We start from the raw sequence: 15,969 nt of genomic DNA on the forward strand, positions 1-15,969 counted from the left end.
GAATATCAGCTTTCTTCAAACGCTTTCTGTATGAGAACTTTTGCTTTATTCGCCTGCTCTTCATTGCGAATTTCAATTTCTAGGTCACCTGTCCCCCAATGACCGACATTGCGCACATCTTTTGTAAAACCGCTTTCAAGTTCTATTGAGGCAGGATCAAGCTTGAGCCATATGATCACCCGAGGATCTTTGTTTGGCACAATGCTGACACATGCGAGGTTTTTGATTCTTTTGAATGCGGTGTACAACTTTAAGTCTTTGCGAACGATGTCATCGCTCAGCGATTCTGTAAATAAACACAGTTCGTCAAAAAGTGATAGCAATGTTTCGCTACACTGACTCTTAGCTTTTTCCATCGTCCAGTCGTAAGCTGACGTCTTTTTAGTCTCTGCCTGCACTGTGTTAACGGTGACTGGCTCTTGAGCAGCAGGCTTAGAGGATATCTGGGTATTCACTAGCTCAAGGAGCAGTAAATCATTAGAAAAATACTTGTAGCGCATTAGCTCGATATTACGATCTATCTGCTTAATGGCGTACTCATCATAACGATTAAAGTCTGAAGCGATGCAAACAAGACGTGCGCCAGACCACTCAATTGTATCGGCAACATCATTACCCAGCACTGACATCGCCAGTAGCTTGAAATCGGCTTTGTGATCTAGCAGCCAGTCCAGATAAAACAGACCTTGGTTTATCACATTTTCATTCGAGTGCCGTTTGTACTCGATAATGACAGGACATCCGTTCTCGTCTAATCCTAGGCTATCTATGCGACCACCATTAGATGTTGAAAATTCAGTAGCCAGGAAACGGATACTAAGAAACGTATCCATGTTCGCTTCTATCTGCTTCTGAAGCTCCCGTTCGAGCTTAGCTGATTTCGGCGTTAATTCTTCAACTGAATTTGGTAGCGTTCTGAATAATTTAATATCGCTCATTTATGCTTCCTGCATTTTATTGCCACTGCATCTGGCCAGGGGTATTGTTGCTTAAGAATACTGGATTCATGATATCTTAATTTCAAGCAGTACCTTAAGTATCCGAGCACTTCAACTATGCACTCTTTAATCGCGCCTGAGACTTTACGCCTAGATTCCGCAAGATTAAGACTATACACTCGCGCATTTTGAACATAGCATAAAGGGTTTACTGAATTAAAAATTATAAAAATCGGAGTAATACATGTTAAGGACGACTTTTATTCTTCTTTTAGCAGCATTTTCATATAACTCTCACTCGCACACTTTAAATATTGTAGAAACGAGGCATAAAGCAGAGTCTTATATTTACATGAATGGACTTTATGAGGACTGCACACCGCATTTTAATAATAACCTAAGAATCTCTTACACTGAAGAATCAACATTTACGGTTAAGAACGAATACGGAGAACAGCGTTTGGAAAAAAATGAAGGCTCCTCCGAAAAAGTTTGGTATGACGAAAAGTGTAATATTGTGCGGTCAGAAACGCCGTACTTTGATAAAACAAAAGTAACTGAGTACAAGTTTGTTAAGAAAAATAAAGATGAAATCCAAACTCACGAATTTGAAGACGGATACTTGTGGCGAACTTATACTACTAGACTTAAAAACGGCAGAGTAGAATCACAATCCAAAGAATATTTTAACCCTAAACTCAAACTTGAAGTATACGATCCCCAAAAAGCTCAGGAAAAAACGGTCAAGGCTTTGAAGTACCACTCTGATGGAAGATTAAAAGCAGTGCTTTACTACGATAAAAGCGGTGAGATTGCCAAAACTTGGAACTTTTTTTACAAACCAAGCCTTATACAAGTATTTGAAGAAGATATCGATAGTGGTGATCAGTGGCGCTTAGATATTCAAATAGAACGCGAAAAGGTGCTTTCAACTAAGTATTATCCATATGATCCAAAAGCTCTTCGAAAACCCGACATAGAGGTTGAGTATAAATATAGCGACTCAGGAAAATTAAAGTCTAAAATATCTTTAAACAGATATTACAAATCAATTTTACGATATGAAATTGATTTTGAATCGCTTGAAAACGTGGTCAGCCAAAAATACGTCTTGCCTACTGTCTCAGATTCATTCGATGGCCCGAAAGCTTTTACGAATACTTTTGAATTCTATGACAACGGAATGCATAAAAAAAGAACGATAAAAACATACAAAAAATTAAATAGTGAATGGGTTGCAGATGAAACAAGTGATGTAATAGTTAAAGAAAGAATAGTAAAATATCACTAAATAATCATCATAAAGAGGCGGTAACCCCCCCTCTTCGCTAAATCTTGTATCACGTAGAAATTAACAATATTTAAGTTTTTAAGATACCATAAAAGGGCGACTCTAATGAGTCGCCAGTATTATTTAGATAGTTTTTTCCATCGTGCTTTACACGCAATCATCCACGTTTCAGCATCGATACCAAAAATACTTTCAACATCACCAGAAAAATGTCTCAAAAAGTCGGTTATCTCTTGATGATAGGAAAGCAGTAGAGAAAGCGCTTCCCTTCCCTGACGATATTTACCACCTCCGTCCTCCATCTCCTGCTCAAGAGAATGGCTAATTGATATACCCAACCATCTGCCGACATTATCGCGATGCAAATAAACGTATCGCTGGTAATCCAACACAATGCCAGATGGTTCAGCAGTCACATTCGCTAATAATAGAATCGTTGAGTCATCTCCTTCGAATGGCGACCTTGATCGCCGTTGATATTTCCTGATGATAGATGTTTTTAAGTCTTGCATTTTGTTACTCCTGTTTTGTCCTTAGAAGTAACTAGGCTCCTAGATGGGAAACTCCTCTCTTTCTTCAGTGTGAAAGTCCAACTTCATCTGTTTTGAGAAAAAATCTAAATCGTCTTCTGTCCACTCGGCATAAAGCTCAGGCTCACTCAATACAACGCCGATGAGTTCACGTATCACGGGAAAATACGCTGGATTCGCCACTATATGATTCTTCATTATCACATTCATAATTGTGTCTTCCATGTGCTGATTGTTTCTGTACTGACTCCCATCAAATTCGTCACGGTAAGCCTCAAATGCGTTTGCCAGATTATAAAAAATGTCGGATACGATTGCGGAGCATAGATAGGTATTTGTAGTCATAAATTTTCCTTTTTGTTGTTATTCATGACTACTTAGCCTCTCTGTCAGAAAAATTTCCCTATTACTGACTTATTAAAAGATAAGACTAACCAGGAAAGGGAATAAGACATGACGCATCTAACAGTTGTTGAACAGCCAAAGCATTGCATCTCAGATGATGAGGACTACATTGCTTTATACGAGAGCGAAGGCTCGTATATCTATTACGTGAGAAATTATGCAACTCGAACTGAGTTTCTGCTGCTCAGCTTCGACTTGATGATGAGTTTGGACGAGAAGTTCAGAACTGTAGCGGGTGTTTATTTCACACCGCACTTCTCGGTTCTGAAACATTTTGAGTCAGAAGTCACGCAGCACGTTCTCGAAAGCGCCGCGTTGCCTCATTTTCATTATTTGTTCAACTGTAGCGTTTCAAAGTTCATCAAGAGACTTTGAACTACTGAAGCCAGCTTTTCGCCTGTCTCTTATACACAAATCCCTACTAAGTAATTAGTGGGGATTTTTTTGAACTCTTCCTTCCAACTCTGATCAGATCTTTCACTTAACTCATTGGGAAAGATTATGATTGATAATGTAGAGTGGGCTGAAAAAACGTTTGGAGAAGCAAATCTAGGAGATCCTCGTCGTACATCTCGTCTGGTAAAATTAGCTGCAACACTTGCCAATACACCAGGAAAGCCTCTTGTGAATATCACTGAATCCCCCGCCGATATGGAAGGAGCATACCGCTTCATTAGAAATGAAAGTGTAGATGCGACTTCAATCGCTGAAACTGGATTTAACGTTACAGCTGTACAAGCTGCGCAACACAAAACATTACTTGCCCTAGAAGATACTACGACCATTTCATACAGCCATAAAAGTATTCGAAACGAACTTGGACACGTGAATCAGGGTAACCGTTGCCGCGGTATGCTTGCCCATAGTGTCTTACTTTTTGCGCCGGAATCACAAGAAATAGTTGGACTGATTGAACAGTCGCGTTGGACACGAGACATAACAACGCGTGGTAAAAGAGCGAAACATGCATCGACACCATACACTGAGAAAGAAGGCTACAAGTGGGAGTCAGCATCAATCAATATGTCAGCAAGACTGGGCGCAAAGATAGATGATGTGATATCCGTCTGTGACCGAGAAGCCGATATCTACGAGTACCTACTTTATAAGCTAACAACTCAGCAGCGGTTTATTGTTCGTTCAATGCAAAGTCGGCACATTGAGGAAGGCGAAAACAAGCTATATCACTATGCCAGTCAGTTAAAAAGTGCAGGGCACAAGCAAATACATATTCCGCAAAAAGGAGGGCGCAAAGCACGAAACGTGACGTTGGATATTGTATTTGCTCCCGTTACGCTCAAGGTTCCTAGCAATAAACGTGGTGAATCACTTCCTTTATACTACGTCGGATGTGTAGAGCGCGGTAATTCAAAAGAGGCGTTATGCTGGCATTTACTGACAAATGAACCCATCACAAATCAAGCGCAAGCACAAAAAATAATTGGCTATTACGAGCATCGTTGGTTAGTAGAAGAATATCATAAGGCGTGGAAAAGTGACGGTACTAATATCGAAGCTTCGCGCTTACAAAGTAAGGAAAACGTTGAGCGTCTAGTCACAATAAACGCGTTTATTGCCGTAAGGATCCTTCAACTCAAATTCGCAAAAGACCGACCGGACGATAGTAGCTGTGAAGAAGTCCTATCACCTAAAGCATGGAAGTTATTATGGTTAAAACGAGTGAGTAAGACACCACCTGACTCAGCCCCCTCAATGAAATGGGCCTATACGGAGCTTGCAAAGCTAGGAGGGTGGAAAGATACAAAAAGAACAGGGAGAGCGTCTGTGAAAGTCATATGGCAAGGATGGTTCAAACTGCAAACCATCCTTGAAGGCTATGAGCTAGCCCTGTCTCTTGATATCGACTTGTGATCAAGAGACAGGCTTTTCGCTGGCTTTATTTATACCTAACAGGCGAGTTCAAAACCTCTGTATCCATCGTTCTTCCTCTCATAAACGCTGCGGTGAATCGCGACGAAGCTCAATAGTTCAACTTCAAACAACATCCTAGCTCCTAACTAATAGTCACCAAAATAAATTTCAAACAATTTTTTGATTTTAAGGCGCTTTGTGTATGCCTAATCGCTAACATTTACCAATAATTTGTCATCGTAGAGAGAACCAATGTTCACAACGAAAATCATCTTTGAACCTAACCCCGATACGGCTAACTTTCGTTCGATGCTAAAGCATTACCCAAAGCTCGAAAAATACTGGGACTTTGAAAAACATGACGATGGTGAGTTGCTGTTACTTGATGATGAAAGTGTCTATATGACCAAAAGTGACCGCCTTCTCTTCCGTTTTTTCAAGGCAGTCTGGACGGGTTCTGACGAAGACGCATTGAAATTTGATTTTGTGGAAGCTGCGTTTCGTTTGGAAATGAAGGATCGCCAAATGATTGCAAACTTCTTCATATCGCCAGTTGCACCGTAGTGTTTAATTACGGTTGAGCTGGATTCGCACGCTTGTGAATACTTGGTCTGATAAACGATGGTTAGCAGGGACATCACGTCAACTTTTAATAAGGTTTCAAAAGTGTGCCAGTCCCAAAGAACAGATTATTTTCACTAAAGCGCAAATGAGGTTGTGTTTATTTCTCGCTTTTCCAAATACACTTTTACCTGTCAGAACAAAATGAGGCTGTATCGATGGTAACCACTTTATTTTCATTACTGGTTCAACAATTCAATAATGCGTATGTACAACCAAGTGATATCTCAACGTGGTTTGCAGCGAAACCTGCTTCGAAGACGCTTCTTACCGATCTGGCAAAGTATTTCGCACAGTCTAAGGAATTGGATTGTGATATTTCGTTGATGCAAGTGGCTAAGGATTTAGTCGCAAGCAAGTCAGCTAAACTGAGTACCCCAAAAAACATGCAAGATAACAGTCTTCACGAACAGTCTGTGGATGCGCTAAACGCGTTAATGTCTAAACATCAACTTGCCACCCTTTTCTTTCAGCAGCTAGGCAATCGCGCTGTTGTTCCCTTTGCTGAGGCCGCTAAGCTTTTCCAAATTGCGCCAAGTTCGGCGGAAGCAAAGCTGAAAAGCGGAGCTTATAAAGATTTGTGCTACATGGAAGTCGAGAAAGAAAATCGCAAATCTCGTCCCTTGGTAAGCGTGCTAGATCTAGCTGACTACTTTTACAAAAAGAGGGAGGTAGTGGTTCTGGGGGATAGTTCGACTGATTAGATTCAAGCCTGAATTGGCTAAATAGTTGATACATGAAATTTGTTGAAACATACGTTATCAAAATAGTGCTTATGTTTCCGGTATTTGGAACGAGTACGGCCCTCTGAAAGAAGCCTTGCTGTATGAAAAGGGAAGCTTAGCTTCCCTTTCAACAACTATTAATCTTCATCATCCTCGCCACGATATTCATCGTTATTTGGATTCAGTTGGTCAGCATGATTGTCCAAACTATCCCAATAAGCATCGTTGTTTGGGTTCATGCTGTCGCTTCTGTCGTCATTCGATGTTCTACTCATTATTTTTTACCTCTGTTTTGTTGAATTTGCTTTCCACGGTTGCCCATCGCTTGGTCGTACTGCTTGTTTGTTCCAGATGTACCTTTATTGCGATTGGTCATGTTCGCTGAGTTGTCTGTAGGTTTGATGTTTGACATTAGAGCTTCTCCTTATTTGTTGCTCGACGTGTATTCTGATTTAATACAACCATGAAAAAAGGGACATTTGAGTGAAATATGTTTGGGGATAAACAAGATATCGGTTTGATGTTTCACGGCCTGCCAAGGCTTTTGATCGATGCATCAAAGCTCATCAAAAGTGAGGCTGATTTTATCGTTAAGTGTGCACGGCTTTTTACTGGCAAAGACACTTATACCCATGACCAACAGTTATTTAGAAATATCAGGGCCGGAACTTCAACAGTCGATGATGTAGTAAATTTTTTTACCCACCTTCCTCATAAAAAAAAGCCCAACTTCTCTTGGCAACCCGAGTACCAGAAGGGAGATATTGTCGGGGATTGGATCATCATCCGCTCATGGGTAAGCGGATTTCGTCACGCTTTAGATGAAGAAGATAAAGACATTAAGGACATACTGCTATTTATCGAGGAACACTGTGAAGCTGAGCGAGCTTTTCTGCGTGAATGTAAAAAGGGAGCTTCGCGGGAGGCACTGTATCAATATATATCAATATGGTTAACCGTGAACCAAGAAGTGATGGAAGAAAACTCGCCTAAAGCCGACATTACATTCCTCACTCGCATAACGCTTTATTGGTGCATTGTCCTTGAAAAAATTGCTGCAATCTGGATTCATCAAGAGAAACCTAAATTAATTAACTCGATCATGCCGACGCTGGACAAAGATAAGAGTGAGTTTTCTCACAGCAATGAAAAGTTGCTGTCCAAATTCAAAAAAGAATACGAGCGTATCCACCATGAGGGCAAGACTAAGCCTTGGACTCATTTTTACAAACATATTGCGGTTATGAAACAGCAAGATGATGAGTTAGGTAAAGACTGTATACCAGATACCGTTGATCCCGATGTGGAGGCAATTAAGCAGCAGTTTAAACGGTGGAGGAAAGATAGCCTCTTCACGTTTAGTGCGTTCAGGAAGAACCTACTCGTTTCTTATTACTCATTTGGGGATTCTAAAAAGGAGCTGGAGGCTTTTCTCATTTATCTCATATCTAACTGCCTGACTTCAGTTCAGATGACGCTGGTTAAAAGGTGCAACAAGAAGGAAGATACCGAACAACTACTTACTCATATAGAAGCTGAGTTCGCTAAGGTAGAGAAAGTTAGGGATCTCGTGGAAAAACGCTTCCAGCATTATATCAAAAACGGAACACTCCAGCCTTGATATGTCGTCGAATTTAATTAGCATGGTTTTGCGAGACTTTCGCACTAACGCGGGGACTAATAGGTGGAATTGTATTGAGGGAACGTTGCTTTAAACCTTGTATTTAAAGGGGTATAAGAGAACTGCTTGTCCAATCGAGCATTGGAGCGACAGAGAATCTGCGGTCAAGAGCTTGAACAGTTGTATTCAATTTAGGTCCATGTTTCATATAGATAATATTTAACTTCTTGAGTAAATGCCAAGTGCGGTGCACTTAATTTTCTGAATTCGGGTCCCTTTAATTCCTTATTTTCACTCTTTCAGGGTCCAGAAAAAGCCTTTTTGGGGCCCTAAGTTTTTAGGCGGAAAATAAGATGGCGTATTATAGCATTACTAAGACGACTAGAAAAAACAGATGTACAAGTTATCGAAGTATCATTTAACCCATATGGAAATAACGTAGAGCATTTTCTGGTAAATGATGCCTCTTCCGAGTTAGATATAGCCTATGAGATTTGCGTGATGGCATTCATTCAATGCATGTTCTTTCCATTGAAGAGGCGCATAATTGGATTCAAGAATGCTCGTGAGGCTATACAGGTCATCAGCGTGCTGAAGTAAGGCGCGCCATTAAAAATGAACTGGCTTCCCTATCCTCTTATTTGAAGCATTAAAAGTAAATTATAACTGACTTTTAATGAGGAAAAGGCTTTCAGATACTATAAGTAAACTATATTTGACTTATATCTTTTTCGGCATTACTTTATATTTAAAAGTAAATAACAGTTAACTTATATGAGTAATCTTGCCAAGACAAACAGAAAAGGTAAAGCGGTTAAGGCTTCAGCGATGCCTAACTTATCAGAACGCTTTACCCCAACTCAGCTTGCTGAAGCGATCACTGCAAAGCGAACGGGTATGAGGCTGTCTCTTGTAGATGTATCTGAAGCATTGTCTATTTCAAAGCCAACGCTGGTGAAAATAGAAAAAGGCGATACCAATGTAAAGTTAGCAAACCTTCTCAAGGTAATGGAGTACCTTGGTCTTTCATTTAGCATTCTTTGTGATGATGCGACTTCCAAAGTAGAAACGGGGGTAGGTGATGACTGGTACTAATCTAAATACCCTGAACGTTTATATCGGTCATGGTCGTAGAATTGCGGCAATAACTATTCCTGTAGGCTCTGAAACCGAATTAACCTTAACTTACGAGCCTGATTGGGTTAAGGAGGGTTTTGCTATCTCGCCCCATCTGCCTTTGAACGGTGAGTTTGGTCACAGAGCGGTTCGGAACTTCCTACAAAACTTATTACCTGAAGGTAAAGGGTTAGAAGAGATAACGAGTAATAACACTATCTCAAGAAATAATACCTTTGGGCTTATCAAGATCATCGGCGCTGACACATCTGGCGCGTTATCATTTACAAGTCGGAGCAATGAAGAGATCGAAACTTCATTTCGAGAAGTCACTAATAAAGAACTAATCGAAAAGTTAGCTCGTTTTAAGAATGCTGGAGAATCAATTACCTATTGGGATGGTCGTACAAGACTATCAGTCGCAGGTGTACAAGATAAACTTAACTTATTAGAGATAGATGGCAAATTAGGCTTTGGTGAAGGTCAGCTTTGCTCAAATAAGATCTTTAAGTTTGAAACAGGAAAAGCGCCTTTTATTGCGGTGAATGAATTATTTACCATGTTGCTGGCAAAACATTCGGGTATCGATGTACCAGAGGTAACGGTACGAAAATATGGAGAAGTCAGCGCGTTTGTCATTGACCGTTTTGACCGTAAGTTAATAACAGAGCAACATCGCGTTATGCGCCGTCACGTCATTGATGGCTGTCAAGCTACTAATCTGCCCCCTTCTTACAAATACGAACGCCAACACGGTGATGAAGGCGACGGTATTTATATTCGTGATGGTGTGTCTTTTCCTAAACTGTTCAATGTAAAAACAACTAATGCCGAAGCGTATCAAACGCAACTTATACGCTGGATGACCTTTAATATTTTAGTGCGCAACTATGATGCTCACGGTAAGAACATCAGTTTCTTTGTGGGTAAACAGGGTTTAAGTCTTACGCCATTTTACGATTTAGTAAACATTGAGGCCATTATTCAAGAGATCCAGGCAAGGCAAGCTGATGAAAACGCTAATGTGGCAATAGCTACAGGCATGGCAAACCATTTCGCGATGTCGATAGGTGAATATAGTGCTGGCAGTGCTGGTAATTTTAATCACCCGTTTACTGCTTATATGTTGGCAGACTTCGCCCATGAATTTGGTATATCACTCCCTCGTCTGCAATTATTGATGAGGCAAATGATCAAGTCAGTAAGAGAGTCAATTCAGCAAGCAAAAAGCGAAGCGATGATGCACCAGTTAAGCGAATCGGAAATCAAACACATTGATGTCTGTATTCAGATCATTAATGAGGCCATTGAAGAACTAGGCCAAGAAGTGAAACACATACCAGAAATGGTGAATTTATTTTAAATGTAAAAGAGCAATGAAACTATTGAGCTGATTTCTGCAAATAGTGCTCTTGAATAAAACGCATTGTTCAGCAAAATTAGGAATGAGACATTCCCATTATTGAGGGTATATAGGGGAACTTTTTATTACTTCTCGCTGCAAGCCTTGTATTTAAAGGAAGATAAGCGAGCGCAATTCCAGTCTAGCATTGAGGCGACAGAGAATCTGCGGTCAAGAGTTTGAACCGTAGTATTGAATTTAAGCCTTTGTTTTTTTAGAGATAAATTTAACTTCTTGAGTAAATAGCAAGTGCGGTATTTATCCCTTTAATTCCTTATTTCACCGTATCAAGCTCCAAAAAATGCCTTTTTGGGACCCCAAATTTTTAGGCGCAAAGTAAGGTGACGTAGGATAGCATTATCCTCGGCTGCTCCCCTCTCAATTAGAAAGATATTGCCGCATTCCATTACATTGAAGCTGCCTACATGTTTGAGGAAAAAGAGCGAAAACTCTTACTAGACTGTCCAGCGGCTCCCTTTCTCTCCTAAAAATATTTGACACGATGTCTTTTTGTTCATTAAAAGCTAATGTTCACAAAAAGTGAACAGCTACAAATAATGAACAATGGTTGCAATTTTGTTCATTTTTTCGTAACGTTCAATAATAGTGAACGGAAGAGATAAATGAACAAATGGATAACTTATTAGCTGAAGCTGCGAAACTGTTAGCCGCGAATACCAAGCTAAATATCACTTACACGCATCATAATTTCCAAAATACTGAGGTGACGGACGGACAGCTGACGCTCACTCACGGAAACCAGAAACATACTTGGTGTGTGGAAGAAAAGGAGAGAATTACTCGCCACAGACTACACAAGCTTCAACTAGAAAAAATAGTTTTTAGCGACAAAAAAACGCTTATTGTCACAACCTATATTAATGAAAAAATTGCAGAACTTTGTCGGGAGTTGCAAATCGATTATCTCGATATAGCAGGCAATGCGCACCTCAATATACCTCCCTTTTATATCGATATTAGAGGCAAGAAACCACCTCAAGAGCTTCAAATACAACACGCGAGAAAGCTAACAGGAAAGGCGTTTCAACCTAAAGGTATGAAACTGGTCATGATGTTGTTATTGAAGCCTGAGCTTGTTAATCAGCCAATGCGGGTACTTGCGGAGCAAGCTGAAATTGCTTTAGGCACGGTAAAACAAGTTTTAGATGACCTTAAGCAACTCACATTTGTTCTCGAAAAAGGGAAAAAAGGACTCGTCCTCAACGAAAAAGATCTGCTTCTAACGCGATGGCTGGACGCTTATCCACACAACATGGAAGCTAAACTGGAGGAGAAGCTATATGTTCCTCAGAATATTGAGCAGCTTCGTAACGCACCGCTAGATAAGTACGGAGCACTCTGGGGCGGAGAGGTCGCCGCCGATGCCTATACTCATTACCTTACCCCCAAAACATACCAGATATATGCTGATACTGAAGCACATAAAGCCCTATTAAAAACTTTCAGGCTACGCCGACTACGTGCTGAAGAGACAGACGTTAATATACTGAAAATTATAGAGCCGCCTGTAGGAATCGAAAAAATTAGGGGGGAGTTACCTGGCTATGTCGCGCCACTATTAGTATATGCGGAACTACTCAACAGCGATGACCCTCGCAATATTGATACCGCAAAAAGGATCTACCATGACCACCTCGCTTGATGTATCCGAAAAACTGCCCAAGGGGCTTGTCGAGGTATATAGTCAAATCCACGGTATTGCCGCAGAGCTAAGTGTTCCGTTGCTAATTGTAGGGGCTACTGCACGGGATATTATCTTGGCTCACGGCTATAACGCTACGATTGAGCGCGGTACGAAAGATGTGGACTTTGGTATTGAAGTGCAGAATTGGGAGCATTACGAAGTGTTACGAACTGCACTGATAGAAGCGGGATTTACACCTCACTCGAAGAAGGCACATCAACTAGACACGACTGACAGTGACGGCTTGCCTTGGGAAATCGACTTGATTCCGTTTGGTGGGGTCAGCGATGATCACGGCCAGATCGCTTGGCCGCCCAAACATGATTTTGTTATGAGCGTGCTAGGATTCAATGAAGTCTATCAAAACGCATGGGACGTTACCCTGTCAAAAAATCCTGAACTTAGTGTAAAAGTAGCATCTCCGGTAGGCATCCTATTGCTAAAACTTATCGCCTGGACTGAACGAGGGCGCGAGTATCAGGGAAAAGACGCTATTGATATCTATTATGTCATAAAACACTACAGCAAAATTCCTGCGGTTGTAGATGCGCTTTACGAACAAGATTATATGGATGCGCATGACTATGACGATATGAAAGCCAGTGCAATGATGTTAGCGGACGAAGTCGCGGCCATAGTAAGGGAAAAAACATTGACCTACATAAAGCAGGCTTTGCTAAACAAAGATAGTGTCTCAGAGCGCCTGAAGGTTGATATAACAAAGCATACTGTCGCAGGTTATGAAGAAGCCGACATACTCATAGAGATAATAAAAGATAGGCTAAATGGAGAATAAAACCATCGGTTGTTTCTGGATATTTCACTGAGCTCCACAACGGCCTTGCACCACCTTAAAATTTTTGTCACCCGGGGGATAAAAAAAGCCGAAGGTTAATTCACTTAACACTTCGGCTTCTCTACCATCGTACAAATAATGGAGTGCATTATGTAGTGGAGTGCATTATGCCTCCATATCAATGAGTTAGATTAATCCCATATGGCCTGCGTGGAATTCTAAATGCTCTTCAATGAACGATGCGATAAAGAAATAGCTATGGTCGTATCCTTCGTGCATGTTTAACGTAAGCTGTGTTTCAGAGCGTTGCGCTGCATGAACAAGTGATTGCGGCTTTAACTGCTCTTGAAGAAACTCGTCTTTTGTTCCTTGCTCAACCAGCATAGGAATATAATGAGTCTGACTCGCCATCAATTCAGAGGCGTCATAATCTTTCCAGCTGGCTTTATCGCTTCCCAAATAATTACCCAGCGCTTTTTCTCCCCAAGGGCAGTCACTGGGGTTGGCAATGGGGCTAAATGCCGATACCGACACATATTTATTAGGATTGCGCATACCAATGATTAAAGCGCCGTGGCCTCCCATTGAGTGCCCACTTATCGCCTTTTCTTTAGTTACAGGAAACTCACCTTCAATCAGCGGTGGGAGTTCTTCAGTAATATAACTATACATTTTGTAGTGCTCATCCCATGGCGCTTGGGTGGCATCCACATAAAAACCAGCTCCTAAACCGAAATCGTAAGCCCCTTCTGCGTCATCTGGAACACCTTCGCCCCGCGGAGATGTATCTGGCGCGACAATTGCCATACCCAGTTCACTGGCTAGCTTCATCGCTCCAGCTTTCTGCATAAAGTTTTGATCGTTGCAGGTTAGTCCCGACAGCCAATACAGCACAGGTACGGGTTTCTCTTTGCTGGCGAAAGGCGGTAAAAATATCGCAAACGTCATTTCACAGTTTGTTGTCGTTGAAGTGTGACTGTAGCGAAGGTGTGTTCCTCCGAACGCTTTGTTCTCGCTTAAAAGCTTCATTACCGCTCCTTTATAAATAGTATTTGTACCTTTATTGAAGATTCAGTAAAGGCTCTATCGGATTTTAGATCAAGTTCGTTTACACTAAGCGCCTAAATTTTGAGGTAAATACAATGGTTAGAGCACTATTGCATCATATTATCGGTACAATTTCCGTCATTTTCTATTTTATAAATACAGTGGTTTGGGCAACACCCATCATTGTGCTTTCTGTGTTTAAGCTTATTCCAGTGCCTCAATGGCGACGTTTCATTTCGTATCTGTTAGATACATGCGCCACTGCATGGATTGGCGTCAATAACTTAAATCAGCGCATTAGCAGTGGTACTACATTCCATGTTACCGGACTCGAGCAGCTTACTCGTAACGATTGGTATCTTGTTACTGCGAACCATCAGTCTTGGGTAGATATTCTGGTTCTCCAACGTGTATTTAACCGCAAAATTCCATTTTTAAAATTTTTTCTCAAAAAAGAGTTAATTTATGTGCCGATACTGGGGTTGGCATGGTGGGCACTGGATTTTCCGTTTATGCGTAGATATTCCAAGTCGTTTTTGGCCAAACATCCTGAGCTAAAAGGCAAAGATATGGAAACTACACGTAAAGCCTGTGAGAAATTTCGCACCAAACCTGTCAGTATCATGAACTTTGTCGAAGGTACGCGTTTCACTCAAAGCAAACACGACAGACAAGGTTCGCCTTTCACCCACCTATTAAAGCCAAAAGCCGGCGGCATCGCTTTTGTACTTTCGGCAATGGGCGAACAACTTCATAAACTTATTGACGTTACTATTGACTATCCAAATGGCGTCCCCACTTTTTGGGACTTCGTTAGCGGCCGAGTGCGCGATGTTCGGGTAAATATAAGCGTTATGCCTATTAAAGAGATTATGGATAGCGGTATCTTTCACCCTTCGTATTTTGACGACCCGCAAGTGCGCGCTCGTTTTCAAACATGGCTCAACGAACGCTGGCAAGCAAAAGACAATCTTTTAGAAGAACTAAACGCAACGCAGAAACCTTTATGATCCGTACAATTCTCGCTCCTTTTACTTTCGTTGTTCACATAACGCTACAGCTACTAAATCTCGCGTTATGGGGAAGTCTTATTATTGTGCTGGGCTTAGTAAAACTGGTATTGCCTAACGGTAAAATAAGGTCGCTATGGAATAGCGTAATGCACTGGCTAATGTTTAGCTTTGGGCGCATTAGTGTGCTGCTTATTCGTATGTTTAATGCCATTGATATCGAATACGCAATTCATGGCGAACTGGCAAAAGACCGTTGGTACCTAATTATTGCTAACCATCTCAGCTACTTAGATATTATTTTGCTTATCGAGTTTGCTACTCACCGAATTCCTGCGCCAAAATTCTTTTTGAAAAGAGAGCTTATATGGTTGCCGTTCGTTGGCTTGGGCGCGTGGGCCTTAGATATGCCGTTTATGCGCAGATACTCCCGCGCCTACATAGAAAAGTATCCAGAGAAAAAAGGTAAGGACCTGGAGACCACTAAAGCGTATTGTGAAAAATTTAGAACGGTGCCAACTACTGTTATTAATTTTGTTGAGGGCACGCGATTCACACCCGAAAAGCATGCGCTAAAGAAAAGCCCTTATACGCATTTGCTGCCAGCAAAAGCTGGTGGAGTGTCTTTTACTCTTGCGGCAATGGGAGAACTATTTACCAACGTGTTGGACATTTCTCTGTTGTACCCCAATAATCAAAAGCATCCAATGATGGCTATGCTTTGTGGCACCATGACTAAAATAATAATAGATGTAAATGTAGAGCCTGTTCCAGAATTGCAACAGAACTCCCAGCGCGATGAATCTGAATTCCGGCTTTATTTCCAAGGTTGGTTAAATAACCTTTGGAAAAATAAAGATACGCGAATTAAAAACCTGTTGGAGTCATAA

At 41.1% G+C, this 15,969-nt stretch carries 18 protein-coding genes; 12 read left to right on the forward strand and 6 right to left on the reverse strand.

Annotation, left to right across the window (positions count from 1 at the left end; all coding sequences use genetic code 11):
- Nucleotides 1-5 precede the first annotated feature (5 nt).
- Nucleotides 6-938: a DUF5655 domain-containing protein gene (locus tag CW735_RS16200; protein WP_100972926.1), complete on the reverse strand. Its 933-nt coding sequence runs from the start codon at nucleotides 936-938 to the stop codon at nucleotides 6-8.
- A gap of 244 nt (nucleotides 939-1,182) precedes the next feature.
- Here CW735_RS16200 and CW735_RS16205 point away from each other — a divergent pair, with 244 nt between their 5' ends.
- Nucleotides 1,183-2,229 (forward strand): hypothetical protein, encoded by a 1,047-nt coding sequence (locus tag CW735_RS16205; RefSeq protein WP_100972927.1) that lies wholly within the window; start codon nucleotides 1,183-1,185, stop codon nucleotides 2,227-2,229.
- 119 nt (nucleotides 2,230-2,348) lie between these two features.
- Here the strand turns inward: CW735_RS16205 and CW735_RS16210 are convergent, their stop codons facing one another.
- On the reverse strand, nucleotides 2,349-2,645 hold the full coding sequence (locus tag CW735_RS16210) for a hypothetical protein (protein WP_232368306.1): 297 nt from the start codon (nucleotides 2,643-2,645) through the stop codon (nucleotides 2,349-2,351).
- A gap of 135 nt (nucleotides 2,646-2,780) precedes the next feature.
- On the reverse strand, nucleotides 2,781-3,104 hold the full coding sequence (locus CW735_RS16215) for a hypothetical protein (RefSeq protein WP_100972929.1): 324 nt from the start codon (nucleotides 3,102-3,104) through the stop codon (nucleotides 2,781-2,783).
- Between the two features lie 108 nt (nucleotides 3,105-3,212).
- Here CW735_RS16215 and CW735_RS16220 point away from each other — a divergent pair, with 108 nt between their 5' ends.
- The 4 genes from CW735_RS16220 (at nucleotide 3,213) to CW735_RS16235 (ending at nucleotide 6,361) form a co-directional block, all read left to right on the forward strand.
- Nucleotides 3,213-3,539, forward strand: a complete 327-nt coding sequence (locus CW735_RS16220) for a hypothetical protein (RefSeq protein ID WP_100972930.1) — start codon at nucleotides 3,213-3,215, stop codon at nucleotides 3,537-3,539.
- Nucleotides 3,540-3,665: 126 nt separating this feature from the next.
- Entirely contained in the window at nucleotides 3,666-5,036 is a 1,371-nt protein-coding gene (locus tag CW735_RS16225; protein ID WP_100970794.1) for an IS4-like element ISUnCu9 family transposase, read from the forward strand.
- A gap of 252 nt (nucleotides 5,037-5,288) precedes the next feature.
- A complete protein-coding gene (locus CW735_RS16230; protein WP_100972931.1) occupies nucleotides 5,289-5,600 on the forward strand; it encodes a hypothetical protein in 312 nt (103 codons plus the stop codon).
- A gap of 215 nt (nucleotides 5,601-5,815) precedes the next feature.
- Nucleotides 5,816-6,361, forward strand: a complete 546-nt coding sequence (locus tag CW735_RS16235; RefSeq protein ID WP_100972932.1) for a hypothetical protein — start codon at nucleotides 5,816-5,818, stop codon at nucleotides 6,359-6,361.
- A 158-nt stretch (nucleotides 6,362-6,519) separates the two neighbouring features.
- On the opposite strand, the gene CW735_RS19770 is transcribed toward CW735_RS16235, so the two are convergent.
- Both CW735_RS19770 and CW735_RS19775 read right to left on the reverse strand, forming a co-directional pair.
- Nucleotides 6,520-6,657, reverse strand: coding sequence for a hypothetical protein (locus CW735_RS19770; protein WP_012519791.1), 138 nt, complete (start codon nucleotides 6,655-6,657; stop codon nucleotides 6,520-6,522).
- Nucleotides 6,657-6,794: a hypothetical protein gene (locus tag CW735_RS19775; protein WP_198520980.1), complete on the reverse strand. Its 138-nt coding sequence runs from the start codon at nucleotides 6,792-6,794 to the stop codon at nucleotides 6,657-6,659. The genes CW735_RS19770 and CW735_RS19775 overlap by 1 nt, the downstream gene beginning before the upstream one ends.
- Before the next feature lie 78 nt (nucleotides 6,795-6,872).
- On the opposite strand from CW735_RS19775, the gene CW735_RS16240 reads away from it, so the two are divergent.
- From CW735_RS16240 to CW735_RS16260, 5 genes are all read left to right on the forward strand, one after another.
- Nucleotides 6,873-8,003: a hypothetical protein gene (locus tag CW735_RS16240; protein WP_100972933.1), complete on the forward strand. Its 1,131-nt coding sequence runs from the start codon at nucleotides 6,873-6,875 to the stop codon at nucleotides 8,001-8,003.
- 774 nt (nucleotides 8,004-8,777) lie between these two features.
- The gene (locus tag CW735_RS16245) at nucleotides 8,778-9,098 is read left to right on the forward strand and encodes a helix-turn-helix domain-containing protein (RefSeq protein ID WP_232368307.1); all 321 of its coding nucleotides are present in this window, start codon (nucleotides 8,778-8,780) and stop codon (nucleotides 9,096-9,098) included.
- Nucleotides 9,082-10,482: a HipA domain-containing protein gene (locus CW735_RS16250; protein ID WP_100972934.1), complete on the forward strand. Its 1,401-nt coding sequence runs from the start codon at nucleotides 9,082-9,084 to the stop codon at nucleotides 10,480-10,482. Before CW735_RS16245 ends, CW735_RS16250 begins: the two co-directional genes overlap by 17 nt.
- 670 nt (nucleotides 10,483-11,152) lie before the next feature.
- Nucleotides 11,153-12,184: a type IV toxin-antitoxin system AbiEi family antitoxin gene (locus CW735_RS16255; protein WP_071980600.1), complete on the forward strand. Its 1,032-nt coding sequence runs from the start codon at nucleotides 11,153-11,155 to the stop codon at nucleotides 12,182-12,184.
- Complete coding sequence (locus tag CW735_RS16260; RefSeq protein WP_157812713.1) at nucleotides 12,168-13,022, forward strand: nucleotidyl transferase AbiEii/AbiGii toxin family protein; 855 nt, start codon at nucleotides 12,168-12,170, stop codon at nucleotides 13,020-13,022. The genes CW735_RS16255 and CW735_RS16260 overlap by 17 nt, the downstream gene beginning before the upstream one ends.
- A gap of 186 nt (nucleotides 13,023-13,208) precedes the next feature.
- On the opposite strand, the gene fghA is transcribed toward CW735_RS16260, so the two are convergent.
- Entirely contained in the window at nucleotides 13,209-14,051 is an 843-nt protein-coding gene (fghA, locus tag CW735_RS16265; RefSeq protein WP_100972936.1) for an S-formylglutathione hydrolase, read from the reverse strand.
- Nucleotides 14,052-14,164: 113 nt separating this feature from the next.
- On the opposite strand from fghA, the gene CW735_RS16270 reads away from it, so the two are divergent.
- Entirely contained in the window at nucleotides 14,165-15,079 is a 915-nt protein-coding gene (locus CW735_RS16270; protein WP_100972937.1) for an acyltransferase, read from the forward strand.
- Nucleotides 15,076-15,969: an acyltransferase gene (locus CW735_RS16275; protein ID WP_100972938.1), complete on the forward strand. Its 894-nt coding sequence runs from the start codon at nucleotides 15,076-15,078 to the stop codon at nucleotides 15,967-15,969. The genes CW735_RS16270 and CW735_RS16275 overlap by 4 nt, the downstream gene beginning before the upstream one ends.

This window comes from Alteromonas sp. MB-3u-76 (assembly GCF_002831605.1).
GTDB lineage: Bacteria > Pseudomonadota > Gammaproteobacteria > Enterobacterales > Alteromonadaceae > Alteromonas > Alteromonas hispanica.

Coding starts and splice junctions, on each gene's coding strand:
- CW735_RS16225 (WP_100970794.1), top strand. CDS start 3,666: ATGATTGATAATGTAGAGTGGGCTGAAAAAACGTTTGGAGAAGCAAAT.
- CW735_RS16260 (WP_157812713.1), top strand. CDS start 12,168: ATGACCACCTCGCTTGATGTATCCGAAAAACTGCCCAAGGGGCTTGTC.
- CW735_RS16255 (WP_071980600.1), top strand. CDS start 11,153: ATGGATAACTTATTAGCTGAAGCTGCGAAACTGTTAGCCGCGAATACC.
- CW735_RS16235 (WP_100972932.1), top strand. CDS start 5,816: ATGGTAACCACTTTATTTTCATTACTGGTTCAACAATTCAATAATGCG.
- fghA (WP_100972936.1), bottom strand. CDS start 14,051: ATGAAGCTTTTAAGCGAGAACAAAGCGTTCGGAGGAACACACCTTCGC.
- CW735_RS16240 (WP_100972933.1), top strand. CDS start 6,873: ATGTTTGGGGATAAACAAGATATCGGTTTGATGTTTCACGGCCTGCCA.
- CW735_RS16205 (WP_100972927.1), top strand. CDS start 1,183: ATGTTAAGGACGACTTTTATTCTTCTTTTAGCAGCATTTTCATATAAC.
- CW735_RS16215 (WP_100972929.1), bottom strand. CDS start 3,104: ATGACTACAAATACCTATCTATGCTCCGCAATCGTATCCGACATTTTT.
- CW735_RS19775 (WP_198520980.1), bottom strand. CDS start 6,794: ATGTCAAACATCAAACCTACAGACAACTCAGCGAACATGACCAATCGC.
- CW735_RS16245 (WP_232368307.1), top strand. CDS start 8,778: ATGAGTAATCTTGCCAAGACAAACAGAAAAGGTAAAGCGGTTAAGGCT.
- CW735_RS16270 (WP_100972937.1), top strand. CDS start 14,165: ATGGTTAGAGCACTATTGCATCATATTATCGGTACAATTTCCGTCATT.
- CW735_RS16230 (WP_100972931.1), top strand. CDS start 5,289: ATGTTCACAACGAAAATCATCTTTGAACCTAACCCCGATACGGCTAAC.
- CW735_RS19770 (WP_012519791.1), bottom strand. CDS start 6,657: ATGAGTAGAACATCGAATGACGACAGAAGCGACAGCATGAACCCAAAC.
- CW735_RS16200 (WP_100972926.1), bottom strand. CDS start 938: ATGAGCGATATTAAATTATTCAGAACGCTACCAAATTCAGTTGAAGAA.
- CW735_RS16220 (WP_100972930.1), top strand. CDS start 3,213: ATGACGCATCTAACAGTTGTTGAACAGCCAAAGCATTGCATCTCAGAT.
- CW735_RS16275 (WP_100972938.1), top strand. CDS start 15,076: ATGATCCGTACAATTCTCGCTCCTTTTACTTTCGTTGTTCACATAACG.